25 protein-coding genes are annotated in these 25,470 nt (G+C 59.3%); 13 read left to right on the forward strand and 12 right to left on the reverse strand.

Annotation, left to right across the window (positions count from 1 at the left end; all coding sequences use genetic code 11):
- The first annotated feature begins 93 nt into the window (after positions 1-93).
- A complete protein-coding gene (locus tag JIF53_RS13850; protein WP_031210303.1) occupies positions 94-360 on the forward strand; it encodes a hypothetical protein in 267 nt (88 codons plus the stop codon).
- A 225-nt stretch (positions 361-585) separates the two neighbouring features.
- On the opposite strand, the gene panP is transcribed toward JIF53_RS13850, so the two are convergent.
- The 4 genes from panP to JIF53_RS13870 all read right to left on the reverse strand — a co-directional run bounded on the left by panP (position 586) and on the right by JIF53_RS13870 (position 5,302).
- Entirely contained in the window at positions 586-2,262 is a 1,677-nt protein-coding gene (panP, locus tag JIF53_RS13855; protein WP_199452932.1) for a pyridoxal-dependent aspartate 1-decarboxylase PanP, read from the reverse strand.
- A 181-nt stretch (positions 2,263-2,443) separates the two neighbouring features.
- Positions 2,444-2,791: a DUF503 domain-containing protein gene (locus JIF53_RS13860; RefSeq protein WP_199452934.1), complete on the reverse strand. Its 348-nt coding sequence runs from the start codon at positions 2,789-2,791 to the stop codon at positions 2,444-2,446.
- Between the two features lie 187 nt (positions 2,792-2,978).
- A complete protein-coding gene (locus JIF53_RS13865; protein WP_199452936.1) occupies positions 2,979-4,670 on the reverse strand; it encodes an isovaleryl-CoA dehydrogenase in 1,692 nt (563 codons plus the stop codon).
- 2 nt (positions 4,671-4,672) lie between these two features.
- On the reverse strand, positions 4,673-5,302 hold the full coding sequence (locus JIF53_RS13870; RefSeq protein ID WP_199452937.1) for a TetR/AcrR family transcriptional regulator: 630 nt from the start codon (positions 5,300-5,302) through the stop codon (positions 4,673-4,675).
- A gap of 9 nt (positions 5,303-5,311) precedes the next feature.
- On the opposite strand from JIF53_RS13870, the gene JIF53_RS13875 reads away from it, so the two are divergent.
- The 5 genes from JIF53_RS13875 (at position 5,312) to JIF53_RS13895 (ending at position 10,517) form a co-directional block, all read left to right on the forward strand.
- A complete protein-coding gene (locus JIF53_RS13875) occupies positions 5,312-5,575 on the forward strand; it encodes a hypothetical protein (RefSeq protein WP_199452939.1) in 264 nt (87 codons plus the stop codon).
- Positions 5,572-5,793, forward strand: coding sequence for a hypothetical protein (locus JIF53_RS13880; protein WP_199452941.1), 222 nt, complete (start codon positions 5,572-5,574; stop codon positions 5,791-5,793). Before JIF53_RS13875 ends, JIF53_RS13880 begins: the two co-directional genes overlap by 4 nt.
- Positions 5,794-5,942: 149 nt before the next feature.
- Positions 5,943-6,992 (forward strand): porphobilinogen synthase, encoded by a 1,050-nt coding sequence (gene hemB, locus JIF53_RS13885; protein WP_199452943.1) that lies wholly within the window; start codon positions 5,943-5,945, stop codon positions 6,990-6,992.
- A 52-nt stretch (positions 6,993-7,044) separates the two neighbouring features.
- Positions 7,045-9,183: a polyphosphate kinase 1 gene (gene ppk1 / locus JIF53_RS13890; RefSeq protein WP_199452945.1), complete on the forward strand. Its 2,139-nt coding sequence runs from the start codon at positions 7,045-7,047 to the stop codon at positions 9,181-9,183.
- Positions 9,184-9,224: 41 nt separating this feature from the next.
- On the forward strand, positions 9,225-10,517 hold the full coding sequence (locus JIF53_RS13895) for a DUF945 family protein (protein ID WP_199452947.1): 1,293 nt from the start codon (positions 9,225-9,227) through the stop codon (positions 10,515-10,517).
- 77 nt (positions 10,518-10,594) lie between these two features.
- Here JIF53_RS13895 and coaD read toward each other — a convergent pair whose 3' ends face one another.
- The 4 genes from coaD to JIF53_RS13915 form a co-directional block, all read right to left on the reverse strand.
- Complete coding sequence (gene coaD, locus JIF53_RS13900) at positions 10,595-11,077, reverse strand: pantetheine-phosphate adenylyltransferase (protein ID WP_199452949.1); 483 nt, start codon at positions 11,075-11,077, stop codon at positions 10,595-10,597.
- Positions 11,078-11,374: 297 nt separating this feature from the next.
- Positions 11,375-12,973, reverse strand: coding sequence for a GMC family oxidoreductase (locus JIF53_RS13905; RefSeq protein WP_199452951.1), 1,599 nt, complete (start codon positions 12,971-12,973; stop codon positions 11,375-11,377).
- A 37-nt stretch (positions 12,974-13,010) separates the two neighbouring features.
- Positions 13,011-13,646 (reverse strand): hypothetical protein, encoded by a 636-nt coding sequence (locus tag JIF53_RS13910; RefSeq protein WP_199452953.1) that lies wholly within the window; start codon positions 13,644-13,646, stop codon positions 13,011-13,013.
- Between the two features lie 197 nt (positions 13,647-13,843).
- Positions 13,844-15,289 carry a coniferyl aldehyde dehydrogenase gene (locus tag JIF53_RS13915; RefSeq protein ID WP_199452954.1) on the reverse strand — a complete coding sequence of 482 codons (1,446 nt, stop codon included), beginning with the start codon at positions 15,287-15,289 and terminating at the stop codon, positions 13,844-13,846.
- A gap of 180 nt (positions 15,290-15,469) precedes the next feature.
- Between JIF53_RS13915 and JIF53_RS13920 the strand changes: the two genes are divergently transcribed.
- Positions 15,470-16,147: a TetR/AcrR family transcriptional regulator gene (locus tag JIF53_RS13920; protein WP_199452956.1), complete on the forward strand. Its 678-nt coding sequence runs from the start codon at positions 15,470-15,472 to the stop codon at positions 16,145-16,147.
- Between the two features lie 200 nt (positions 16,148-16,347).
- On the opposite strand, the gene yihA is transcribed toward JIF53_RS13920, so the two are convergent.
- On the reverse strand, positions 16,348-16,992 hold the full coding sequence (gene yihA, locus JIF53_RS13925) for a ribosome biogenesis GTP-binding protein YihA/YsxC (RefSeq protein WP_153740240.1): 645 nt from the start codon (positions 16,990-16,992) through the stop codon (positions 16,348-16,350).
- Positions 16,993-17,174: 182 nt separating this feature from the next.
- Here yihA and JIF53_RS13930 point away from each other — a divergent pair, with 182 nt between their 5' ends.
- The 3 genes from JIF53_RS13930 (at position 17,175) to JIF53_RS13940 (ending at position 19,508) form a co-directional block, all read left to right on the forward strand.
- Positions 17,175-17,783 carry a c-type cytochrome gene (locus tag JIF53_RS13930; protein ID WP_199452958.1) on the forward strand — a complete coding sequence of 203 codons (609 nt, stop codon included), beginning with the start codon at positions 17,175-17,177 and terminating at the stop codon, positions 17,781-17,783.
- A gap of 171 nt (positions 17,784-17,954) precedes the next feature.
- A complete protein-coding gene (locus JIF53_RS13935) occupies positions 17,955-18,593 on the forward strand; it encodes a thiol:disulfide interchange protein DsbA/DsbL (protein WP_011786977.1) in 639 nt (212 codons plus the stop codon).
- Positions 18,594-18,647: 54 nt separating this feature from the next.
- Positions 18,648-19,508 (forward strand): endonuclease/exonuclease/phosphatase family protein, encoded by an 861-nt coding sequence (locus JIF53_RS13940; RefSeq protein ID WP_011786976.1) that lies wholly within the window; start codon positions 18,648-18,650, stop codon positions 19,506-19,508.
- A 69-nt stretch (positions 19,509-19,577) separates the two neighbouring features.
- Here the strand turns inward: JIF53_RS13940 and rpmG are convergent, their stop codons facing one another.
- The 3 genes from rpmG to radC form a co-directional block, all read right to left on the reverse strand.
- Positions 19,578-19,733 carry a 50S ribosomal protein L33 gene (gene rpmG / locus JIF53_RS13945; RefSeq protein ID WP_008173465.1) on the reverse strand — a complete coding sequence of 52 codons (156 nt, stop codon included), beginning with the start codon at positions 19,731-19,733 and terminating at the stop codon, positions 19,578-19,580.
- A gap of 11 nt (positions 19,734-19,744) precedes the next feature.
- Entirely contained in the window at positions 19,745-19,981 is a 237-nt protein-coding gene (gene rpmB / locus JIF53_RS13950; RefSeq protein WP_011786975.1) for a 50S ribosomal protein L28, read from the reverse strand.
- A 220-nt stretch (positions 19,982-20,201) separates the two neighbouring features.
- Entirely contained in the window at positions 20,202-20,876 is a 675-nt protein-coding gene (radC, locus tag JIF53_RS13955; RefSeq protein ID WP_199452960.1) for a RadC family protein, read from the reverse strand.
- Between the two features lie 172 nt (positions 20,877-21,048).
- On the opposite strand from radC, the gene coaBC reads away from it, so the two are divergent.
- From coaBC to JIF53_RS19660, 3 genes are all read left to right on the forward strand, one after another.
- Complete coding sequence (gene coaBC, locus JIF53_RS13960; RefSeq protein ID WP_199452962.1) at positions 21,049-22,263, forward strand: bifunctional phosphopantothenoylcysteine decarboxylase/phosphopantothenate--cysteine ligase CoaBC; 1,215 nt, start codon at positions 21,049-21,051, stop codon at positions 22,261-22,263.
- On the forward strand, positions 22,260-22,721 hold the full coding sequence (gene dut / locus JIF53_RS13965; RefSeq protein WP_011786972.1) for a dUTP diphosphatase: 462 nt from the start codon (positions 22,260-22,262) through the stop codon (positions 22,719-22,721). Before coaBC ends, dut begins: the two co-directional genes overlap by 4 nt.
- A 96-nt stretch (positions 22,722-22,817) precedes the next feature.
- Positions 22,818-25,463, forward strand: coding sequence for a phosphomannomutase/phosphoglucomutase (locus JIF53_RS19660; protein ID WP_323127183.1), 2,646 nt, complete (start codon positions 22,818-22,820; stop codon positions 25,461-25,463).
- Positions 25,464-25,470 lie beyond the last annotated feature (7 nt).

A 25,470-nucleotide genomic window follows, 5' to 3' on the forward strand; every position in this document is an offset into this window, starting at 1 on the left:
GCGGGGCTGGTGATGGCCCCGCGCTTTGTCCATACTATAGGCAATGCATCCGGCAGGCGTGGCCTGTCGCTATCCATATTCGGGGAGTACAACATGAGTTCATCTGTCGAGAGCCGTCAGGCGCGGATGATTGAAGAGTTGCGGGTGTTCATCAAAAAAGTGATGAGCGATCCGACGATTGCCGTGAAGTCCATGGAGATTGCCCGCAAGTACAAGGGCGAGGCCAATGCCGATGAGCTGATGGCTCGTGAGATCAGTGCCAATACCACGATCCGGATTCCGGAGAGCTGGAGTGAGGCCGACAAGATGTTTCTGGAGATCCTGCACGAGGTGCTGGATGACGAAGAGGCGCTTTATTGATTAATCCCCGGTATTGAACGACGAACTCTGAGCAAGGGGATGGGGAGCTTCTCCCAAAACCTTGCGGAGCCATGGATGGCGGAGCAGAGCGTACAGGGATGTATTCACAGCGTGTTTTGGGAGAAGCTCCCCATCCCCTTGTGGGGCCCCGACTGGCTCCGCAAGGTTTTGGAAAGACTTCCCGCGCCCCTAGCCATCAGATGATGGTGCAGTATTCCGGCTAACTCAGGCCTGCCTGGCTTCTTTCTGGTTCTGCTTCAAAACCGCCGCAGCCATCTGGTGCAGGATGGCCATTTCATCGGCAATCCCATCATCCTTCGACAGTTCCCTCTGCTCCCTGAGAATATCTTCCAGAATATCCGGCGTTGTTAACGGGTTGGCCAGAACCACCCGGAACACAATGCACGGGAAGTGATAGTAACGGGCTGGCTCCAGTCGGGTTCGGGAGACGAATGCTTTGCCGCGTTCCCGTTGGGTTTTCTGGATGAACTTGGTGATGCGGTTCAGGCAGGTGTTCATCTTTTCTGCCTGCAGCTCATCGGCCATGGCCAGTGCCTGGCGTACATCTTCCGGGCAATAGCGGTAGGTCAGGATGTTCAGTTCCGGGCGGGTGACCAGTTCAAAATCCGGTTGTTCATCGATCATGTTGGCAAAGGTTTTGGCTTTGTCGATGCCCTGATCGATGAGAATTTCGTAGCCTTCTCTTGCGAGGATTTTCAGGCCTGAGTGGATCAGCATGGCCATGCCCGGGCGGGAGCCTTCCAGGGTGGTGCTGCCGAGGTCCCGGGAACCCTTCCGGATGATGTACTGGGCGTGGTGTTCTACCGCGCTGGCGAGGCCGGGGTCTTTGAAGACCACCAGGCCGGCGCCCATGGGTACGTAAAGCTGTTTGTGGGCGTCGAAGGTGACCGAGTCGGCTTTCTCGATGCCGCGCAGCAGGTGTTTGTGGGTGCGGGAGAACAGGGTTGGCCCGCCCCAGGCTGCGTCGACGTGGAAGTGGGCGCCGAATTCCCGGGCGATGTCGGCCATGGCGTCCAGCGGGTCGACGTTGCCGGTTTCGGTGGTGCCGGCCACGCCGCAGATGGCCATGACTTTGATTTTCTGTTTCTGCAGCTCCAGACATTTGTCGCGCAGGGCGTCGGTCTGGATCCGGTTGAATTCGTCGGTTTCCACCGGCACCAGGGCATCCCGGCCAAGGCCGAGGACGTCGGCGGCTTTGCGCAGCGAGTAGTGGCCGCGTTTGGAGACGACGATGGCGGCGCCTTCATGACCGTAGTATTTCAGGGCGCGGAACAGGCCTTCTTCGTGCAGGCCGCGGAAGCTGCCTTCGGCCGGGAAGGCGCGATTGCGGGCAACCCACAGGGCGGTAAGGTTGGCGACCGTGCCGCCCGAGCACATGGCGCCCAGCGCATGCCGGGGGTCGTGCATCCATTTCCGGTAAAAAGAACCGTCTTCCTGGTACACCAGCCGGTGTATCTGCCCCAGTACCTGGCGTTCCATGGGCGTGAACGCCTTGGAGGTTTCGGTTTTCACCAGGTTCTGGTTCAGGGCGATCATGATCTTCGACAGCGGCAGCATGAAGTAGGGCAGTGCCGAGGTCATGTGGCCGATGAACGCGGGTGACGCGGTATGAACGGAGTTGGCCACCAGTTTGTCGAGCAGAAACTGGGTCTGCTCGGAGACAAAAACGGGCTTCTCCGGGATGACGTAGTCGGAGAAGTCTTTCTCGACTTCGGACAGGTCCCGTTCGATGGCGACGATGTGTTCCTGCAGGAATCCGGCCAGGTTGCGGGAGATGTCCTGGTCGATCCGGCTCAGGGTCGACTCCGGCGCTTCGGGCACCGTGAACACGCGATACATTGCCTCCAACGAGGCCTGGGCGGATTTTTTCTTTCCGGTCATAGCACCACACACATTCAGTGGTATCCGATGGGTTGGTTCCGGAAACCCATCGGATGGAGCCGGGCATGGCCCGGTTGCGAAAATGTCTGCCAGCCGCCAAGCGGGGCATTGGTTCCCTGAGGCTGCGTAGTATAAGACCTGTCAGGCAATGACGCCATGCCTGCCGGGCCAGCGGTCCGGGTTAGAGAATTTCCCGGTGTACATCCAGGATGGCGGCGTCGATGCGGTCCTCGATGTCTTTTTCGACCTGGTCAAGGCGCTGGGTGATCTGCTGGGCGCTGGCGCCCAGGGCGGCGATGGTCCAGGTGGCACAGTCGAGGGCTTCCTGGTCGGCGGTTTCGGCGACGGCGAGGTCGGGTTCTTTGCCCCAGATGGCTTTCATGGCGGTGAAGGCTTTGCGTTTGGCTTTGAGGTCTTCGCAGCCGTAGAGCTGGAAGTGCAGGGTGAGGACGCCTACGTGGGGGGTAATATCCTGGTGCTGTTGTGGGGTTTTGCCTTCTTTTAGCAGTTTTCTCAGGGCGTCCGACATCGTGGCCTTAACCTTGGAGTTGGAACATGCGGGTGATGCCTTTCCAAAACACGCTGTGAATACTTCCCTGTACGCTCTGTTCCGCCATCCATGGCTCCACAAGGTTTTGGAAAGGCATCACCCGCATGTTCATGAACCTTATAGGGGGAGTCCGGTTTGCATAACCGTTTTGCCTCCGTGAATGTCTTCAGCCTACTACAGGCGTCCCCCGTTTGATAATCGCCGCCGGGTTGGTGCCGGAGGGCAGGTTGCCATAATTCATGCCGCCGCCGGATTGCAGGCGGGAGGCGCAGAAGGCGTCGGCGACGTCTTTGTCGCCGAAGCGCAGCAGCAATGAACCTTGCATGGTCAGGGCCATGCGGTCGACCAGGTTGCGGGCGCGGTACTGGAAGTCGCTGATGTCGGCGAAGTCGTGCTGCAGTTGTGCCAGGTACTGGTCGAAGCGGCGGTCGGTGCCGCGGGCTTCGGCGGCTTCTTTGAAGAAGGCGTCGAGGGTTTCGGGTTCTTTTTGCAGGGCGCGGAGGGTGTCCAGGCACTGGACGTTGCCGCTGCCTTCCCAGGTGGCGTTAACCGGGGATTCCCGGAACAGTCGGGGCATGATGCAGTCTTCCATCACGCCGCTGCCGCCAATGCATTCCATGGCTTCGTAGGCGTGGTTGGGGGTGCGTTTGCAGATCCAGTATTTGCCTACGGGGGTGGCCAGGCGGGCCAGCAGGCGTTCGTGTTCGTTGTTCTGGTTGTCCATGGCCCGGGCGACGCGCATGGTGTAGGCGAGGGCGGCTTCGTTTTCGATGATCAGGTCGGCCAGGACGTTCTGCATCAGCGGCTGGTCGCTGAGGGTTGCGCCGAAGGCGCTGCGGTTGTGGCAGTGGTGCGTAGCCTGGGCCACGGCCTGGCGCATGCCGGCGGCGCTGCCAATCATGCAGTCGAAGCGGGTCATGGCGACCATTTCGATGATGGTTCTGACGCCGCGGCCTTCTTCACCGACCATCCAGGCCAATGCGCCGCGGATTTCCACTTCGCTGGAGGCGTTGGCAACGTTACCCATTTTGTTCTTGAGTTGCTGTACCTGCCAGGGGTTCTTGGTGCCGTCCGGGCGCCACCGGGGCATCAGGAAGCAGGACAGGCCGCTGGTGGTCTGGGCCAGTACCAGGAAGGCGTCGCACATGGGGGCGGAGACGAACCATTTGTGGCCGACCAGCTCGTAGGCCTGGCCGGGGCCTTCCTGCCCGATGGCGTAGGCGCGGGTGGTGTTGGCGCGCACGTCGCTGCCGCCCTGTTTTTCGGTCATGGCCATGCCGATGGTGACGGAGGTTTTTTCGCTATCCGGCAGGTTGCGGCTGTCGTATTCGTTGGCGAGGATTTTCGGGGCCCAGAGCCTGGCCAGGTCCGGCTGGTTCTGGATCGACGGGATCGCTGCGAAAGTCATGGTGATCGGGCAACAGTGAGCGGCTTCCACCTGGGAGTGCAGGTAATACTTGGCGGCCCGGGCCACGTGGGCGCCTTTGCCCGGGTTGGTCCAGGGGGAGCTGTGCAGGCCGTTTTCCAGGGCTACGCGCATGAGTTCGTGGTAGGCCGGGTGGAAGGTGACTTCGTCTATCCGGTGGCCGTAGCGGTCGTGGGTGCGGAAGCTGGGTTTGTTGGCGTTGGCCTGGTTGCCGAGTTCGATGGTGTCGGCCAGGCCGGCCCAGGCCCCAAAGCGGGTGAGGTCGTCGTTGGCGAAGCCTGCGCCTTCCCGCAGAACGGCTTCCCGCAGCGCGGTGTCCTGTTCGTAGAGGTTGTAGTTCTCCAGCGGTCGGGGCTGGTTGATGACCTCGTGGGTGGCCGACAGGTAGCGGTTATCGTCGGTGGACTCGGTCTTGCGCTGCGGGCTGTTCATGGTTAGCTCCTGGTGCCGGCTAACCCCCGTAGGCAGAAGCAAACGATGGTGTCGACCAGCTCATCTTCGTTGTTGTCGTGTCCCGGCGGTGTTTCTGTCTGGGTCGGTGACAGCGGCCCCACCAGGGATTCCGAGATGGCGCCAACCAGGCAGGTGCTGGTGAGGCGGGCATCCTGGTCCGGTATGCAGCCTTCGGTTATGCCGCTCCGGATCGCTTGTTCAAACAGGCTGGCGTAGGCTTTGCGATACACCAGTCGCTCTTCTTCCACTTTCGGGTCTACCGGCTCGGCAATCAGTGCCCAGGCTTTCATCGGGCCTTTCAGGGCCCGGCGGGCGAACTGGCGCAGGGCGTTATCCAGGCGTTTAACGGCATTGCCGTCTACTGCCAGTGCTTCGGCAACCTTGTCGACTTCACGCTGGGTGGCCAGGCGAAAGATTTCCGCGAACAGGTCCTCCCGTGACTCGAAGTGGCGGTAGATGGTGCCCGTGGCAACGCCCGCCAGCCCCGCGATGCGGGTAATGCGTGCGCTGCGAAAACCGCCTTCGGATACGCACTCCCAGGTGCATTCAATGATCTTTTTTCGCGCCTCGGCTTTGCGCTGGCGCATTTTTTCAGTTTCACGATAGGCCATGCCGGCTCCTTGCAAGCATTGAATCAATATTCATTCTTTGTGTCAATTCTCAGTGCCGTTGAAGTGCTGTTATCTGAGCTTTCAAAACAATGGGTTATCTGTGATTACAAAAAATTACAAAAAAGTGGTTGTCAGGAAATAGCGTCAGTCATGAAAGCAGATTATAAAGACGCCAAGACGGGCCGTCAGATGGCCGGCAGTCGAGACGGGGTGCGTCTTCCAGAGCATCTGGCCACCCGTAAAGCTGTTTTCGTTGATGGAGATAAACCATGAGTGAATTCGACGAAAGCAATCTGGAGCAGTCCAGCAGCTGGACCAGCGACAGCGACGATAACCATTCCATTGCCGGCCGTGCCCGGGTTCGGGCCCAGTTGCAGGCAGATATTGAAGCCTTTCTGCAAGGCGGCGGAAAGATACAGGAGGTGGACACCACCTTCCGTTCTGATACCCCGCGCAAGGTGGAGATCGGGTTCAACAACCGTTCCCTCTGATGGCGTTTTCTCGCCGGGCAGCGGCTTCCGTTGTCCCGGCAACTCCGTTTATCTGTCATCTCTTTGTCATCTGTCAACGGCACACTCGGCTCAGGCCTGCAACGGGCGGCTTCTGGGGTGTATGATGTCATCACTTTCCAAGGCCATCCATGTTCAGGAGGTTATCCGTGTCGAAGCCGAGTCTTGCGCACTCCAGTCGAGCCTATCCGTTCACCCGTTTACGTCGCAATCGTGCCAGTGATTTTTCCCGGCGTCTGGTTCGGGAGAACCAGTTGTCACCCGATAACCTGATTTTTCCGGTGTTTGTGCTGGAAGGCGAGAATCAGCGTGAAGCCGTGCCTTCCATGCCGGGGGTCGAGCGTCTTAGCATCGATCTGTTGGTGGAGCAGGCGGCGGAACTGGTAGAGTTGGGTATTCCCGCCGTGGCGCTGTTCCCGGTGGTGCCGGCGGAGAAAAAGAACCTGTCCGGCTCCGGCGCGTGGGATTCTGATGGCCTGGCCCAACGGGCGGTTCGTGCCCTGAAAAAGGCGCATCCGGAACTGGGGGTGATTACCGATGTGGCATTGGACCCTTTCACCACCCACGGTCAGGACGGCATTATCGACAACGATGGCTATGTGCTGAACGATGTCACGGTCGAAGCCCTGGTCAATCAGGCACTGTCCCATGCCGATGCCGGTGCCGATGTGGTGGCACCGTCCGACATGATGGATGGTCGGGTGGCGGCCATTCGTGAGGCCCTGGAAGGGGCAGGCTATGTGAACACCCGGATTCTGGCCTACTCTGCCAAGTATGCGTCCAGTTATTACGGCCCGTTCCGGGATGCGGTCGGCTCTGCTGCCAACCTCGGCAAGGGTAACAAAGCCACCTATCAGATGGACCCGGCCAACAGTGATGAGGCCATTCATGAGGTGGCCATGGATCTGGCTGAAGGCGCCGACATGGTGATGATCAAGCCGGGCATGCCCTATCTGGATATCGTGCGCCGGGTGAAAACCGAACTGCAGGTGCCAACGTTTGTGTACCAGGTCAGTGGCGAATACGCCCTGCATATGGCCGCAGCTCAAAACGGCTGGCTGGATGGCGACGCGGTCATGATGGAGAGCCTGATGGCCATGCGCCGTGCCGGTGCCGATGGCATTCTGACCTATTTCGCCGTGCGCGCCGCCAGACTGATGCGGGAACGACAGCGATCATAAGCGGGCAGCGGCTGGTGGCCGAAGCCCGCCTCAACGATGGATATAAAGAGCAATGACAAGCGAAACCGTGACAGAGACAGGCAGTGAACAGAGCGTCCCGGCGCCGGTGGATCTTCCTCCCGTTGGTGAGGAAGTGAATCTGGATGCCAGCGAGAACTACTTCAACCGCGAACTGAGCCAGCTGCAGTTCAATTACCGGGTGTTGAAGCAGGCGCTGGATACCACGCATCCTCTGATCAATCGTCTGATCTTCTGCTGCATTTTCAGCAGCAACATGGATGAGTTCTTTGAAATCCGGGTGGCGGGCCTGCGCCAGCAGATGAAGTATGGCCGCGAAACGGTGGGTGTCGACGGCATGTTGCCGGAACAGGTGCTGGCGGAGATCAGCCGCGTTGCCCACGACTATATCCACGAACAGTACGATATTCTCAATAATGTCCTGATTCCGGAGCTGGAGCAGGAGAACATCCACTTTGTCCGGCGCCGCGAGTGGACACCGGCCCAGGCCGAGTGGGTGCGCAATTACTTTGACGAGGAAATTCTGCCGGTGGTCAGCCCGATCGGGCTGGACCCATCACACCCGTTCCCCCGCCTGGTGAACAAGAGCCTGAACTTCATCGTTGAGCTGGACGGCAAGGATGCCTTTGGTCGTGAGACCGGGATGGCGATTGTGCCCGCGCCTCGCTCCCTGCCGCGCCTGGTGCGCTTGCCGGATGAGGTGTGCGAGGGTGGTGACAACCTGGTGTTCCTGTCGTCCATGATTCACGCCCATGCTGATGAGCTGTTCCCGGGGATGGAAGTGAAGGGCTGCTATCAGTTCCGGCTGACCCGGAACGCGGACCTTGAGCTTGAAGACGATCTGGAAGACCTGGCCTCGGCCCTGCGCGGCGAGCTGCTGAGCCGTCGGTTTGGCGATGGCGTTCGCCTTGAGGTGGCGGATAACTGCCCGGAAGAGCTGGTGCAGTTCCTGCTCCGGGAATTCGGCCTGACCGAGCGGGATCTGTACCAGGTCCACGGCCCGGTAAACCTGACCCGCCTGATGGCGGTGGGTGGCCTGGTGGACCGCCCAGACCTGACCTATTCCAGCTTCTCGCCGTCGATTCCGCGCCAGATTCGCAGCAAGGAATCCATGTTCGATGCCATTCGCAAACGGCCCCTGCTGCTGTTACATCCCTATGAAAACTTCAGCCCGGTGGTGGATCTGCTGCGCCAGGCAGCCAAGGATCCACAGGTGCTGGCCATTCGCCAGACGCTTTATCGCACCGGTGCCGACTCGGAAATTGTCGAGGCCCTGGCCGATGCCGCGCGTCGAGGCAAGGAAGTGACGGCGGTTATCGAGCTGCGAGCCCGTTTCAGTGAGGCCGAGAACCTGGAGCTGGCCAGTCGGCTGCAGGAAGCTGGCGTGATTGTGGTGTACGGTGTGGTCGGGTACAAAACCCACGCCAAGATGATCCTGATTGTCCGTCGGGAAGAAGGCCGCCTGCGGCGCTACGTGCATCTGGGCACCGGTAACTACCACGCCGGGAACGCACGCCTGTACACCGACTACAGTTTCATGACCTGCGACGAGTCCATTGGCGATGATGTCAACAAGCTGTTCCAGCAGTTGACCGGCATGGGCAAGGCCCTGAAGATCAAGAAGCTGTTTCACGCGCCATTTACCCTGCACAACCGTTTGATCAGTCTGATTGAACGGGAGGCCAGCTACGGTGAGAAGGGGCGGATTATCTTCAAGTTCAATGCCCTGACCGAACCGCAGATGATCAAGGCCTTGTATCGGGCCTCACAGGCCGGGGTCAAGATAGATCTGATCATCCGCGGCATATGCTGCCTGCGGCCGGAAGTACCGGTGCTTTCGGACAACATTCGGGTGCGCTCGGTGATCGGGCGCTTCCTGGAGCACACGAGAGTGTACTATTTCGGTAATAGCGGCCGGCCCGAGGTGTATTGTTCCAGCGCCGATGGCATGGAGCGCAACCTGCTGCACCGGGTCGAAACCGCATTCCCGGTTGAGGAACCCGCCCTGATTGCCCGCCTGCGGGAAGATCTGGATACCTATCTGGCGGACAATTGCCAGGCCTGGGTGTTGCAGCCCGATGGCAGTTACATTCAGAATCAGCCCGGGGAAGGCGAAGAGCGACTGGCATCACAGCTGGTCCTGCTGGAACGCCTGACCGGCAAACCTAACTGAGGCCGGCGGGCCGGCACCGAAAAAATCACAGGACGGATACCTTGAAACTGAAAAAATGGACGCTGGCCGGTCTGGCCGTACTGCTGGTGGCTGGTGGCGCCCCGTGGGGTGTGGGCTATGTCACCGAGCAGCACTGGCGTGAAGCAACGCTGGAAGTAAACCGGGCCCAGCCCTTTCTGAACCTTGAGACCGAGCAGTATCGTCGTGGTGTGCTTGGGTCCGAGGTGTCCGCTACCGTGACCCTGAGAGATCCTGAAACCGGGGACTCTCATACCCTTGCGATCGAAATCCAGGTGTCCCATGGTGTCACCGGCAGCCTGATGGATTTCCGCCCGCGCCAGGGTTGGCAGCCCGAGGGCGCGGACTGGTTTCCGGACGATGAGCCCAGCCTGACGCTGGAAACCCGCCTTTGGGGCAGTGCCACGCTTGAGCTGGAAGCGCCGGTGATGAACATTGATAACCCGGAGCGGGAAACGGCCCTCCAGAGCAGTGGCGGTCTGGTCCGGGTTGATGTCGGGCGCCGTGGCGAAGCGGCGGAGCTGTTGGTGGTGTGGCCGGCGATCCGGCTCAGCGATCCGAAAATGGATGTGACAATTGATAACGTCCATATGGAACAGAGCATGGAATGGCTGGTGGGGGATATCTGGACCGGCTCTGGCGTGATGACCGTGGATAGCCTGACCCTGCAGGGGGCTCAGTCTCCGGCAATGACGCTGAGCGGAATGTCGCTTGAAAGCGAAAGCGAGGCTCGCGAGAACGGCGAGCGCCTGGATTCGCGGGTTACCCTGTCACTGGAATCGGCCGCGCTGGCTGATCAGGCCTTTGGGCCGCATCGGCTGGAGGTGGCGTTGGATAATCTGGACGTGGCCAGCTGGAATGACTTCAGTGGCGCCATGGCGGATATGCAGTCATTGGCGTTGAGCGCCGGGGACGACCCCAGGGCTGCGTTTGAACAACAGATGGCGGTGATGCAGCGTTTTAACGAGGCGCTCCGCAGTCTTGCCGCCGAAGGGTTTTCCATCGGCATCCGGGAGCTCAGTCTGGCCACGCCTGAAGGGGAAGTCACTGGCTCAATGGACATCAGCCATCCGGAGCTCTCCGATCAGCAGCGTGACAGCATGCTGATGGTCATGCAGGCGCTGACCGGCAGCGTGAATCTCAGCATGCCGGTTGCCCTTGCAGAAGACTATCCTGCCGTGCGCATGCAGGTGGCGCCATTGATCAAGCAGGGTCTGCTGGTTCAGGACGGTGAGCGCCTGGTGATGGATGGCCGGATGGAGGATCTGGTATTAACCGTCAATGACGTGGAAATCCCCCTGCCACCGTTGCTCTGAATTTCAGTCACCTGCCAACTGCTGGTACTTCGCCATCAGCTGCGCTTCGGTGATCACCAACGCCCTTCGGGTTTTTCTCAGGATTCGCTGAACTTCTGTTGCAGGGCTTCTGCCACGGCCGGGTCTACAAACTCGGAAATGTCCCCGCCCAGCGAGGCAATTTCGCGGATCAGGGTGGAAGAGATGTAGGACAGGTGGTTGGCGGGTGTCAGGAACACGCTTTCGACTTCCGGCGCCAGCCGGCGGTTCATGTCGGCAAGCTGGAATTCATATTCAAAGTCAGAAACTGCGCGCAATCCCCGCAGGATAACGGTGGCGTTCTGCTCGCGCACGAAGTCGGCGAGCAGGTTGCTGAAGCCGGTGACGCTGACGTTGGGGAGGTGTGCGGTGGCCTTGCGGACCAGTTCGCAGCGTTCTTCAAGATTGAGAAGTGGCTGCTTTTTCGGGTTGTAGGCGACGGCGACGACAATTTCATCGAACATGCGGCCGGCCCGTTCGATGAGGTCGGTGTGGCCGTTGGTGATGGGGTCGAAGGTGCCGGGATAGATGACTTTGGGCATGCACAGCTCCTTTTTATGGTGAGCCGTAGGATAGCAGGATCGGAGGGCGTACTGTAGTCCGGGGCTTCTGATGATGGCTGCTGTTAGCTGGAGGCTGCCGCACGAGCCGGGGGTGGCTTTCGGGAGACGCTACGAGCACTTCCCTGTGCGCTTCTTTCGGGCCGTCCATGGCCCTCAAGACTCCCGAAAGCCACCCCCGGCCCGCGCTCTCATGCTATCTGCATGCATCCCCGGCGCTTTCTGAAGCATCGCTGCTTTCTCCTGGTCGTCAGGGAAGCAGTCAATAGCCATTTTCGTTTACCCTGCCTGTTTTAGCTTCTGCGCCAACCGGTTGCTGTTTCTCGCCGCCAGTGCATACACTGACAACTGCGGATTGGCGCCGATACTGGTGGGGAAGATGGAGGCATCGTGGATGTTCAGGTTGGCGATGTGGTGATGCTCACCGAAACTGTTCACTACCGAGGTTTCCGGGTCTGTGCCCATGCTGCAGCCGCCCATCTGGTGCGCGGTGAACAGGCGAACACGGTGGGGTTTCATGGGCAGGTTGTTGATGGCGTCTCTGGCCTGGTTCCAGCTGGTGTACCAGTCGGAATCCAGGTGCATGGCCTGGACGGCTTCGGCGCCGGCGGCGAACTGGATTTCGGCCATGGTGAGGTAGGCCTTGCGCAAGCCTTGCCAGAGATAGTCGGTGATCGGGTAGTCCAGTACCGGGCTGCCGTCGTCTCTGAGTGACACCGTGCCGCCCGGGCTGTCCGGGTGGAAGCCGTCGCGCAGCAGGGCGATGACCGATTGCATCCAGGGCAGCTGGCCCAGGTTGTCTCGTTGTGGCTGGCCGTGGCCGGGTACCACGCCGGCGGCCATGGCCGGGTGCAGGGGCGGTACTTCCAGTTTGTAACCTACCGGGCCGTCGATGCCTGCCTTGAAGTTGAACTCGTCCGAGTAGATGGACTGGGGAGCGCCGTAGAATGGGTCGATTTTCGCCGGCATGCGGGCGACGGTGGCGTTGACCGGATGGATGAACGATCGCTTGCCCACGCGCTGGTATGGGTCGGGCAGTTGCGAGCGAAGCAGCAGGCCGGGGGAGCCAATGGCGCTGGCAGCGACCACGAATTGCCGGGCTTTCAGGGTGACCGTGATGCCGGATGGGGTGACGCCGTCCGGGCCCATGGCGGAGGCGAGCAGGTGGTCGATCCGGTCCTGATTCACCACCAGGCGTTCTGCCCGCAGGCCGTGGAAGAGTTGTGCCTTGTGATCCAGCGCGCCGGGGATAGTGGTGAGTAGCGCCCCCTGTTTGGCGTTGGTGGGGCAGCCCACGCCGCAGTAGCCGCTGTTCCAGCAGCCTTTGACGTTTCTTGGAATCACCTGCCAGGAATAGCCGAGTTTTTCGCAGCCCTGGCGCAGGATGTCGTTGTTCAGATTGGGTGGGGTTTCCCATGGCGCCATGTTGTGGCGCTGCTCACGGCCCTCAAACCAGGGGGCCATGGCGTCCGGCGCCAGTCCTTCCAGGCCAAGTTCCTGGCTCCAGTAGGTGAGCGTTTCCTCCGGGGTGCGGAAGCTGCTGGTCCAGTTCACCGTCGTGGAGCCGCCGACGCAGCGGCCCTGTAAAATCGCGATGGCGCCATCGGCGGTGACCCGGCTCATGCCTTCCTGGTACAGATTGGCGTAGGACGTCAGCTCGTCCATCTTGAAGTCTTTCTGATAATACAGTCGACCCTCTTCCACCAGAATCACTGACAAGCCCTGACGGGCCAGGATCTCCGCGGTTGTGCCGCCTCCGGCACCGGTGCCGATAACCACAACATCCGCCTCTACCGTGCGGTTTTCGCTCAGTTTGCTGGCGTCGGTCACATTCCAGCCGGCAGCCAGTCCCCGGGCAATGGGATCGTTCATGGACATACTTCGCTCCTTAATACGATGGGTATCCGGGGTTTTATCAAGCGGCAGGATTGAACTGTGGTAAGGCATCCACCATCCAGGCGGGAGGCCCCGGGTAACCAGACAGGTGCCAGTGGTCTTCATGCCCATAGAAGGCGACGTTGCTGATCTTGGTCAGGGCAATGTAGCCGTTATTCAAAAGTCCGATCCGACTGTCGCGCCAGCGCCGCAGAAACGCGTCGGCATCGGCGGTACTGACTGAAGGCCAGTCTGACCATACCCGCGCCAGGGCGATCCGGGTGGGGGCAAAGTTAAGCAGATCAAAGAGCTTGCGCAGCTCCTGCTGATTTGCCGGGCCGAATTTCACAATGCCCTGGTCGATCCGTTCAATCGTTCCGGCAATGGCAAAGCGACGCTGGTTCGGTTCCTCCGGCAGAGCTCCGGCAAACATGGCGGGCAACAGGGCCTCGAACAGGGCGATGTCATCCCGGCTCAGAAACTGGAACTGGTAGCGGGCGTCCATGCGGCTGTCGACCGCGCTGACCCGGCCCGCGGGGGCCGTAGCGCAGCCGGTTAGCCCGGCAGAGAGGCTGACGGTGCTCAGAAACACCGCGCCGCCTAAACCGGTTTTGAGGAAACTGCGACGGCTAACATCCGACTGACAGGAATTCTTCGTATCGTGTTGGCTTGTCATTGTAGAAGCTTCTTTGTCTTTTATTATTCTGTTCAGGCTTGCTAGAACGTCTGGTGGCCAGGGTGCAGGGTGTCTCTCCGGGACTGTGCAAAACAGGGATGTTTTGCTCAAGCCTACATGGACGTATTAACGGCGTGTCCTGGAGAGACATCCTGCACCTTGGCCTTGCTCCCAGCCAAGCAGGCAGGCGTGTTTTGTCAGCGAATAAACAGCTTATACACCAACCGATGCGCTGCGGTGCCATGGGGCGCATACACGTATTTGCCGCTGTTGAACTTCTGCTTGGTAAAAATCGCCCGGTGATGAGAGAAGGTCAGGAAGCCTTCCTTACCGTGATAGTGCCCCATACCGGAATCACCAATCCCGCCGAACGGCAGGTCGTCCTGGGCCACGTGCATCAGCGCATCATTGATGCACATGCCGCCAGAATGGGTGTTGTCCACCACATGCTGCTGGTGGGACTTGTCATAGCCAAAGAAATACAGCGCCAGCGGCCGTGGCCGGTCATTGATGTAATGGATTGCCTCGTCCAGACTGCCGTAACTGATGACCGGCAGGATCGGGCCGAAAATCTCGTCCTGCATCACCTTCATGTCCGGCGTGGTCTTCAGCACCAGCGTCAACGGAATCTTCCGGGTACCGTCCTTCATGTTCTCGTTGGCGGGATTGATCTCCACCAGTTCAGCCCCCTTGGCCCTGGCATCTTCCAGATAGCCCTGCAAACGATGGTACTGGCGCTCATTGATGATGGCCGTGTAGTCGTCGTTATCCCGCAGGCTCGGGTACATCTCGGCAAACCGTGCCCGGAATTCATCCACGAACGCCTGCACCCGGTCGGTAGGGCAGAGCACATAGTCCGGTGCTACGCAGGTCTGGCCGGCATTGAAGGCCTTGCCGAAGGCGATACGCTGGGCCGCATCTTCCATGGGGACATCCGGCGACACAATGGCCGGGGACTTGCCGCCGAGCTCCAGGGTTACCGGGGTCAGATTTTCGGCCGCCGCGCGCATCACCAGTTTGCCTACTGAAGTAGAACCGGTAAACAGCAGGTGATCGAAAGGCCGTTGGGAGAAATCAGCAGCCACATCGGCCTCGCCAGTGATCACCGACACCAGATCCTCCGGGAACATCGACTCGATGATCTCCTTGAACAGGGCTGACGTGTGCGGAGTGAATTCCGACATCTTGATCATGGTGCGGTTGCCAGCCGCCAGGGAAGCGACCAGTGGACCGACCGCCAGATACAGAGGGTAATTCCAGGGCACGATGACGCCTACAACCCCTTTGGGCTGGTAGTAAACCTTGTTGCTGGCGGGCTGGAACAGAACCGAAACATGGCGTTTGGAGGGCTTCATCCAGTCGCCGAGATTCTTCAGCGTGTAATTGATGCCCTGAATAGACGGCATGACTTCGGCAATCAGGGATTCGTCTTTGGAGCGACAGCTGAAATCCCGATCGATGGCCTCGACCAGGCGATCCTGATGCGCCAGTAGCGCCCGTTTCAGACGCTTGACGTTCTCTTTGCGCTCGGTCAGGGACGGCATCGGGTTGTTGCGGAAGGCCTTCTTCTGGTCCTCAAAGACGTGATGCGTATGCTGGATCTGCTTCTTGCTCTCTGTGAGCTGGACGACGGTGGCACCCATGGTTTTCTCCCCCTGACTGCCTGGAGCGACAGGCGCTGGCAGTCGGTTATTGTCGTTGGCCAAAATCTGTGCGATTTGCGCTTGAGGCTATTATTAGAGTATATACTCTAGGCAGTCAAGAAAGCCGGATGGCTCTTTAGGCCATCCGTGACACTGATAACAACAAACACCGGCATGACGATGAAAACCAGAGACAAGATACTTTTATCCAGCCTGGAGCTGTTTAATGACAAGGGTGAGCGCAATATCACCACCAATCACATTGCCGCGCACCTGGCGATATCGCCGGGTAATCTGTATTACCACTTCCGCAACAAGTCCGACATCATCTACGAGATTTTCCAGGAATATGAAAAGCTGGTGGACTACTACCTGGATATTCCGGAAGACCGACCGATCACCCTGGAGGATATGACCTTCTATCTGGAGTCGGTGTTTGACGGCCTCTGGAGCTATCGCTTCTTCCACCGGGATCTGGAATACCTGCTCGACAGTGACCCGCGGCTGCGCCGGGACTACCGGGAGTTTACCAATCGCTGTCTGGCGGCCATCAACCGGATTTTCGCAAAGCTGGCGGATGCCGGCATTATCCAGCCTCAGCCGGAGGATCTGCGTTCGGCCATGTCACTGAATGTCTGGCTGGTGATTACCAACTGGATGGCGTTTCTGAAGACGGCTCATGCGGCCGAGGAGCCTGCCAGTCTGTCCCTGACCGAGTTAAAGCAGGGGATCTATCAGGTGCTGACACTGGAAGTGCCCTATCTCACGCCGGAGTATCGTGAGCGGGTGCTGGCATTGCGAGAAAAATACCGTCCTACCTTGCCTGAGGCCCAGGGTATCTCTGGCGTTGAGGCATGAGCCTGGCTGGTCTGGTCAAAGTTTGATCTGATATTGAACTTTTTGAATGCGGCGCAGTCACAGCTAATGACGTTGGGAACCGGACACTCCCTGCGTCTCCTGAGTGAGTTCTCAGGTTTTCGGCCTCTGTGGTTGCAGAGGCACATAGCACGTCGCAAACCCTGACGTTTTCACCGGCCTGTCTTCTTCAGGCCGGCTTTTTATGCCTCAACCGGCTCCTGTTCCGAGGCTTCCAGCCAGTGGGTCAGCGCTTCCCGGCACTCGTCGACTCCGCGCTTGGAGGTGGCAGAGAACATGATGAGGTGCTCCACACATTGATATTCCTTCAGCTTTTTCGCGATACCCAGCATGGCGGTTTTTGCCTGACCAAACTTCAGTTTGTCGGCCTTCGTGGCCAGAATCATGAGCGGAAGGTGGTTATGTTCACACCATTCCACCATCATCTGGTCGAAATCGGTGAGCGGGTGCCGGATGTCCATCACCAGAACCAGGCCACGCAGGCAGCGGCGATCATTCAGGTAATGGCCGAGATGCTGTTGCCAGTCGTCTTTCATGTCCCGGGACACTTTCGCGTAGCCGTAACCGGGCAGGTCGACCAGACGGGCATGTTCCCGGTTCAGGCTGAAAAAGTTGATCAGCCGGGTCCGGCCGGGCGTTTTACTGGTGCGGGCCAGTTTGCCGTTGGCGGTGATAGCGTTCAGGGCGCTGGATTTGCCCGCATTGGAGCGGCCGGCAAAGGCAACTTCAGCGCCATGGTCGGGGGGGCATTCGTCCAGTTTGGAGGCGCTGATGAGAAAACGGGCGCTGTTGAACGAGAGGCTTTTTTGAGTCAGATCAGGGTCCACGACGGTTGGTGTTCCTTTGGATTTCAGTTATCGGCGATTAATGTATAATGCTACACCAATTTCCGGCGGGACGCCTCGCGTTGCCGCTGTATGCCCCGGTTTTGCACCTGACGACCCAGTGCCTGCCGGCTGCACAACGAAGAATACTTTCAAGATGCAAAGATGAGAGAAGCGGAGCGAGCATGAAAAGACTGATCGCAGGAGTTGTTCTCGGAGTTGGCCTTACAGCGATGGCTCACGGGGCAGGAGATCCGGCAGCGGGTGAACAGAACGCAGCAGTGTGTGCGGGCTGTCATGGTCAGGGTGGAGCCAAGCCGGTAATGGCTGTGTATCCAAAACTGTCCGGTCTGGGCGAGAAATATCTGTACAACCAGCTGGTTGACATCAAATCCGGGGATCGTGCCATTCCTGAAATGACGGGCCTGCTCAACGCCATGTCCGATCAGGATTTGCAGGATCTGGCTGCCTATTTCAACAGCCAGGAAATGGTTGTTGGTCAGGCCAATCCGGATCTGGTTGAGCAGGGTCAGGCAATGTACCGCGGCGGCAATATGGCCTCCGGTGTACCGGCCTGTTCCGGTTGCCATAACCCCTCCGGCATTGGCAACGAGCCGGCAGGTTACCCTGCCTTGGGCGGACAGACTGCAGAATATGTTATCAAGCAGTTGAAAGCTTACCGGGCGGGTGAGCGCGCCGGAGGCGCGAATGCCGGCATCATGATGGATGTTGCCTCCAAGCTGACAGACGCTGAGATTGAGGCGGTCGCCAGCTACGTATCCGGCCTGAACTGATCGACAGCCGTCAGTTACGACTGAAAACCCCGCCTCGGCGGGGTTTTTGGTATCCGGTATTCATAATACCTAACCGTTCGGTAACGCATTCCTTTGGCCCTCCGGTGGAACTTTTCCGCATCCCTGGGTCATAATCCCCGTTAAAATTCATTGATGGCTCGGAGATTCCCGATGATCAGAACCCTGACGTCTTCCGCCGTTCTGGCGCTTTCACTGTTGTCTGCTGCTTCCCTGGTCAATGCCCAGCCCTGGGTGGCCGGAGAGCATTACCGGGTACTGGATAATCCGGTAAGAACGGCATCGGATAACGGTGTCGAAGTGGCGGAAGTCTTCTGGTACGGCTGTCCGCACTGCTACAACTTCAAGCCGCTGGCTGAAGCCTGGGAAGCGGAGGCTCCGGACTACATCAACTATGTGAAGCTGCCAGCGGCACTGGGTCGCAGCTGGGAGCCGCATGCCTACGCATTCTATGCCCTTGAGGCGATGGGCGAGCTGGACAAGGTGCATGACGCGCTGTTCGATGCCCTGGCCGGAGAGCGCCGCCCCCTCAATACCCCGGAAGCTCTGGCTGATTTTGTTGCCGGGTATGGCGTGAACGCCGAGAAGTTTCTGGAAAACTACAACAGTTTCGGGGTGCGTGCCAGAGTGCAGCAGGCCCAGGCCAAGATTCGTGGCGCGCGCATTACCGGTACACCGACTATGCTGGTTGATGGCAAGTACGTGGTAAGTGCCTCCATGGCGGGTAGTCACGAAAACACCCTGAAGGTGGTCGAGTATCTGGCGGAAAAAGAGCGCAGCGGGTCTGAGTAAGGCGCCATGCGGTTCGCCGGGCGCTGGATGGGCTGACCGGAGAAGCGGCTGATAATGTACAAGCGAATCCGTAACCAGCTGAACGGTATACTCAGAAACCAGGAAAGCTCCCGGGGCACTTGTTCCGGGAGCGAGCATGTGCCGGAGTTTGAAGCTCACAGGCACATCCGGCTACTGACTTTCAATATTCAGGTTGGTATCAACACCTCGTCCTATCACCATTACCTGACCCGCAGCTGGCAGCATTTTCTGCCCAATCGCCGGCGCTACGAAAACCTGGATCGGATTGCCACCCTGCTCAGCCAGTATGATGTGGTTGCCCTGCAGGAGTGTGATGGCGGCAGTCTCCGCAGTGGTTACATCAATCAGGTGCAATACCTGGCCGAGGCGGCCGGGATTCCTTACTGGTATCAGCAATTAAATCGCAACCTCGGCCAGATTGCCCAGCACAGTAATGGCCTGTTGAGCCGTTTCCGCCCGCTGGATGTCACTGAACACAAGTTGCCGGGACTGATTCCCGGGCGTGGCGCCATCATTGCGCGCTACGGGGATGAGGAAGACCCGCTGGTACTGGTGCTGATGCATCTCTCTCTCAGCAAGTCGGCCCAGCAGAAGCAGCTTGGATTTATCCGCGAGCAGATTGCGAGCTATCGGCATGTGGTGCTGATGGGGGACATGAATGCTCATGCAGAGCAGTTGCTGACACGAACACCGCTGAAAGAAACCGATCTGATTCCGCTGCCCGACACCGCGCACAGCTTCCCGAGCTGGCGCCCGGAAAAGGCGCTTGACCATATTCTTGTCAGTCCCTCTCTGGAAATCCGGCGCTCTGAAGTGGTGAGCTATCCGGTTTCCGACCACCTTCCCATTGCCATGGATGTGGCGCTGCCCAAAGGCTATCTGGAAACATTCTGAGTCTTGTCTGATGCGTCCAGGCAATAAAAAACCCGGCAGATGCCGGGTTTTTTGTGGAGGCAGGATCAATTACTTGATCTTGGCTTCTTTGTACGCAACGTGCTTACGGACAACCGGATCGTACTTTTTGATCTCGATTTTTTCCGGGGTGTTACGCTTGTTCTTTTTGGTCGTGTAGAAGTGACCAGTGCCTGCTGAAGATACCAGCTTGATTTTCTCGCGCATGATGCGGCTCCTTAAACTTTCTCGCCGCGGGCACGAAGATCGGCCAGCACAGCGTCAATGCCTTTTTTGTCGATGATGCGCATGCCCTTGGTGGAAACGCGCAGCTTCACGAAACGCTTCTCGGACTCAACCCAGAAACGGTGGTTCTGCAGATTCGGCAGAAAACGACGACGAGTGTGGTTCATCGCGTGGGAAACGTTGTTACCGGTAACCGGACGCTTACCGGTAACCTGACAAACTCTGGACATACTTGCCTCCGACCTGAGCAATGGTCTCTATCAATACGAATTCGTTTTTAATGCGTCTCTGGTTGCTCCGGAGCCATACCTGCTGCCGGTTTGCGCTTCTGAAACAGAACGCTGCTCGCCAGACGCCGCCAGAAAGGGACGCTTTTATACCAGAACTGGCCGACCAACGCAAAAAATTGTTGGGAATTTGGCCAGTTTCGGGGCGGTATCCTTCACGGGGCTACATCAATCCACGTTCAGCGAGGGATATTACCTCACCGTGGCCGATAACCATATGGTCAAGAACCCTGATATCGACCAGTCCCAGGGCTTCTTTCAGCCGGCGGGTCAGGGAAATGTCAGCCTGGCTTGGCTCGGCCACGCCGGACGGATGGTTGTGGGCAAAGATGACCGCGGCGGCATTGTCCTCCAGAGCCTGGCGTACCACCTCACGGGGATAGACGGCGGCACCGTCGATCGTGCCCCGGAACAGTTCCCGGTACTGAATGACCCGGTGGCGATTGTCCAGGAACAGGCCTGCGAACACTTCATGAGGATAAGTACCTAAGCGGCTGGTGAGAAAGCGCCGGGTATCCTCCGGTGAGCGCAGCGGGTCACCCTGGCGCAGAGGCTCGTCCATCACTCGCCTCGCCATTTCCATGGCAGCCTGCACCTGGGCGTACTTGGCGGTGCCCAGGCCTTTGACCTCGCAGAACTGTCGGCGGGAGGCGGTCATCAGGCCGCGCAGTCCGGAAAATTCGGTGATTAGGTGCCGGGCCAGGGCCATCACCGGCATGCCGGTAGTACCGGTCCGCAGGAAAATGGCCAGGAGTTCGGCGTCAGACAGGGATTCAGGGCCATGAGTGAGCAGTCGCTCACGGGGCCGCTCATCGGCGGGCCAGTGGCTGGTGGTCATGTTTGCGTCCTTGCTGGTTTTGGGGGATGCGTCCTGCACCGGGTTCTCGAAATTACAAAGGTTACTCCAAAAGGTAACATTTGGTAAACGAACAGGGGCGCTGGCAGGCTGCCCGTCTGCGCTCGGCATGCTATCTTATAACTCTTTCATTTTACGGGATTACGGAGCCCGCATGACCGCCAAGCGAATATTGTTGGGAATTACCGGTGGTATTGCCGCCTATAAAAGTGCGGAGCTGGTTCGGCTGCTGAAAAAAGCGGGGCACGAAGTCCGGGTTGTCATGACCCGTGGTGCGGAGGCATTTGTTGCGCCGTTAACCTATCAGGCTCTGAGTGGCGAACCGGTACGCACATCCCTGCTCGACCCGGAAGCCGAGGCTGGCATGGGGCATATCGAGCTGGCCAAGTGGGCCGATCAGGTTGTGGTGGCGCCGGCGTCTGCGGATTTTATGGCCCGGCTGGCCCACGGGCTGGCCGATGACCTGTTGACGACGGTCTGTTGCGCCACCGAAGCGCCGATAGCGCTGGCTCCCGCGATGAACCAGGCCATGTGGAAGAACTTTCGTACCCAGCGGAACCTGGCGCTGTTGATGGAAGATCCGCAGATTACCCTGTGGGGGCCGGGTCAGGGCGAGCAGGCCTGCGGCGATACCGGTCCGGGGCGCATGCTGGAGCCGGAACGTCTGGCGCGTCTGGTAAACGGAGAAGGCGTGGCTGAAACGACCGGGCCGCTGTCGGGCAAGCGCCTGGTGGTCACGGCCGGGCCAACGCGGGAGCCGATCGATCCCGTGCGCTACATTTCCAATCACAGCTCGGGCAAGATGGGCTACGCCCTGGCCAGTGCGGCCGTTGCCGCCGGGGCCGAGGTGGTGCTGATCAGCGGGCCTGTCAGTCTGGCGGTGCCGGCGGGGGTTGATCTCCGGCCGGTCAGTACTGCTCAGGAAATGCTCGAAGCTGCCAGCAAAGCGGTCGATGAAGGCTGCGATATCTTTATCGCCACGGCCGCCGTGGCGGATTACCGGCCCGAGGTGTCCGCCAGCGAGAAAATCAAGAAAACCAACGACAACATGAGTCTTTCGCTGGTCCGGAACCCCGATACCCTGGCGACCATCGCGGCCCGGGCCGATGCGCCGTTCACGGTCGGCTTTGCGGCCGAGACCACGGACGTGGCGCGTTATGCGACCGACAAGATGCAACGCAAGAAACTCAATATGATTGTCGCCAATGATGTGTCCGTGCCCGGGCTCGGCTTCAGCAGCGACCGTAATGCGGTTACGGTGTTCTGGCCTGAGGGGTCGGAATCCATCGGGCCAGAAAGCAAACAGTCGATCGCTGCCCGTCTGGTGGCGTTGATTGCAGACCACAGCAACAGGATTGAACAGGCATGAGCAAAAGAAAATTTCAGGTACGGGTTCTGGATGACCGCATTGGCACCGGGATTCCGTTTCCCGAATATGCCACGGAAGGCTCTGCAGGCCTTGATCTCCGGGCGGCATTGAAAGAAGCCAAGACCATCATGCCGGGCGAGACCTTTTTGATTCCCACCGGCCTGTCTGTGCATATTGCCGACCCGGAGTTGGCCGCCATGATCCTGCCCCGTAGCGGGCTCGGGCACAAACACGGGATCGTGCTCGGTAATCTGGTGGGGTTGATTGATTCCGACTATCAGGGCGAGTTGATGGTGTCCTGCTGGAACCGGGGCCAGACGCCATTCACCATCGAGGTGGGTGAACGTATTGCCCAGATGGTGCTGGTGCCTGTGGTACAGGCGGATTTCGAGATTGTGACCGAATTTGATGCCAGTGACCGGGGCGAAGGTGGCTTTGGCTCCACCGGGAGCCACTGAGCCGGGCCTGTTTACCTGGCAGCGAGTTGACTGGCCGGCGTCTATACTCAGCGGATACAGAACTATCCGGGAAAGAAAATAACTGCGGGATGCATTATGAAATTCGCCAAGAAAAAAACCAAAGCGTCTTCCGGTGATGAGCAGCCGGAGAAGAAGCCCGGAAAGAAACAGAAACCGTCCAAAGCGTCCAAAGAAGCGGCTGGCTCCGGGCTAAAGAAACTCGGATCGGTCGGGCTGAATCAATCACTGGTGGTGCTGGTGGCCGGCGTGGTCGCGGTGGTGCTGGCGCATTTTCTGGTAGTGGTGCCTGCCGGGGAAGCCCGTTATGACGCGGCCAGTGCCATGGAGGTGGACAGTGCCCAGCGGCGCCTGAATCAGTCACTGACGGCGCTGCAGGAACAGGTTCGGGCGGTGGCCAACCAGCGCTACGCCGCCCTTGCTCTGGCGGAGCGATCTGATCTGACCAATCTTGCCGGGCAACTGCAAACGGCGCTGCCCGGTTCCGCTCAGGTGTTTGTCTTCCCATACCGGGAAGTGCCCCGGACCGGTAACGGCGATACCCTGCTGGGATTTGCAGGCCTGGAACTGGCACGACGGGCAGAAAATGGCCAGAACCTGTTGCCTGATGCCTTCCCCCGGGACAATCAGTGGTATCTGCAGTTTGCCGCGGCGGTACGTCACCCTACCAGCAATGCCGTGGTCGGTAGCGTACTGGCGGTCTTTGAGGCGTCCCATATTCAGCCATTGCTGGCTGTGAGCAATTCGCAACTTGGTGGCAAGTTGTCACTGGTCCAATCCGTATCCGGTGCTTCACGAACCGTGGCCAGCGTCGGTAATGGCAGCGGCCCGGAGCTGTCCCGCACTTTGATCAATCCGGACTGGTCCGTCAGTTATCAACCCGCTTCGGCGCCGGTGGCGCCGGTCAGCACCATCCTCCTGGCGATTCTGGTGGGGGTGCCGGCGCTGGTGGCGGCGGTTCTGGTCTGGGTGCTTCTCGGTAATGCCCAGCGTGGTATTCGCCAGGATGTGACCGCGCTCATTCAGTGGGCCCATAAGGTGTTCGGGGGCGAGCGGATGAAATTGCCCGCCCTGCGCTGGGATATGGTGGCGTCCACAGGAGAAGTGCTGTTTCGTTTGTCCCAGATGGTTGAGAAACGGGTGGCCAAGGCGGCGGAGTCGGCCGCCCCCAAAACGGCTCCTGCCCGCCGCAAGGCAGCGACGGCGGAGGAGGAACCGCTGTTTCAGGACAAGGACATGCCCGACATTGACATGCTCGATGGTGACGAGGATGTGCTCGGCTTTGGTGGCTCCGACGATTCCCTGTTTGACGAGGACATTCCAGAAGTAGCAGAAACCGAGTTGCCTGCTGTTCAGGTCAACCCGGAAATCTTCCGTGCCTATGACATCCGGGGCATCGTTGGCCAGACCCTCTCGGCCGAGGTGGTTGAAGTCATTGGTCGCGCGATCGGCTCGGAAGCGACTGAGCGTGGCGTTACGGATATCTGTGTTGGTTATGATGGCCGTCATTCCAGCCCGGAACTGGCCGATGCGCTGGGGCGGGGCATCATGGCGACCGGTTGCAACATCATTCACCTGGGCGCCATCCCCACGCCGGTGCTGTACTTTGCAACCCATCACCTGCAGACCGGTTCTGGCGTTATGGTGACCGGTAGCCACAACCCGGCCAACTATAACGGCCTGAAGATCATGCTGGGGGGAGAGACTCTGTCTGGTGAAGCTATCCAGAAGCTGCACCAGCGCATCCAGACCGCCGACCTTGTCAGCGGGCAGGGGGAGCAATCCCGGGACGACGTGCGCCGCGCCTATCTGGACCGTATCGTCGGTGATATTGCTGTGGCCGCGCCGCTGAAAGTGGTGGTGGATGCCGGTAATGGCATTGCCGGAGAGCTGGGCCCCATGCTGGTTGAGGAGCTGGGCTGTGAAGTCACACCACTGTATTGTGAAGTGGACGGTGATTTCCCGAATCATCACCCGGACCCCGGCAAACCGGCGAACCTGCAGGATCTGATTGCCAAGGTTAAGGAGACCGGTGCCGATATCGGGCTGGCCTTTGATGGCGACGGCGATCGCCTGGGCGTGGTCACCAATACCGGCAAGATCATCTGGCCGGATCGTCTGCTGATGCTCTTTGCCAGGGATGTAGTGTCCCGCAATCCCGGCGCGGATGTGCTCTATGACGTGAAGTGCAGCCGCCGGCTGGCCAGCGTGATCTCGGAGGCCGGAGGGCGCCCGATCATGTGGAAAACCGGCCATTCCCTGATGAAAGCGAAAATGAAGGAAACCGGAGCCCTGCTGGCCGGCGAAATGAGCGGACACATTTTCTTCGGCGAACGCTGGTACGGCTTTGACGATGGCCTTTACTCGGCGGCCCGGCTGCTGGAAATTCTGGGCATTGAGGATCGCCACTCTGATGAGGTCTTTGAAGACTTCCCCGAGGATATCAGCACCCCTGAGCTGAATGTCGAGGTGACCGAGAAAGACAAGTTCGCCATCATTGAACGGCTAGGTCAGCAGGCGGATTTTGGTGACGGCAATATCAGTACCATCGATGGCATTCGGGTAGATTATGCCGATGGCTGGGGGCTATGCCGTGCGTCCAATACCACGCCGGTTCTGGTTCTGCGCTTCGAAGCCGAAACCGAACAGGCACTGGAGCGGATCAAATCCGTTTTCCGGGAGCAACTGCAGAAAGCGGCACCAGACCTGGTGGCGGAATTCTGAAACCCAT

The sequence above is a fragment of the Marinobacter sp. bablab_jr008 genome (genome assembly GCF_016464145.1).
Classification (GTDB): Bacteria; Pseudomonadota; Gammaproteobacteria; order Pseudomonadales; family Oleiphilaceae; genus Marinobacter; species Marinobacter nauticus.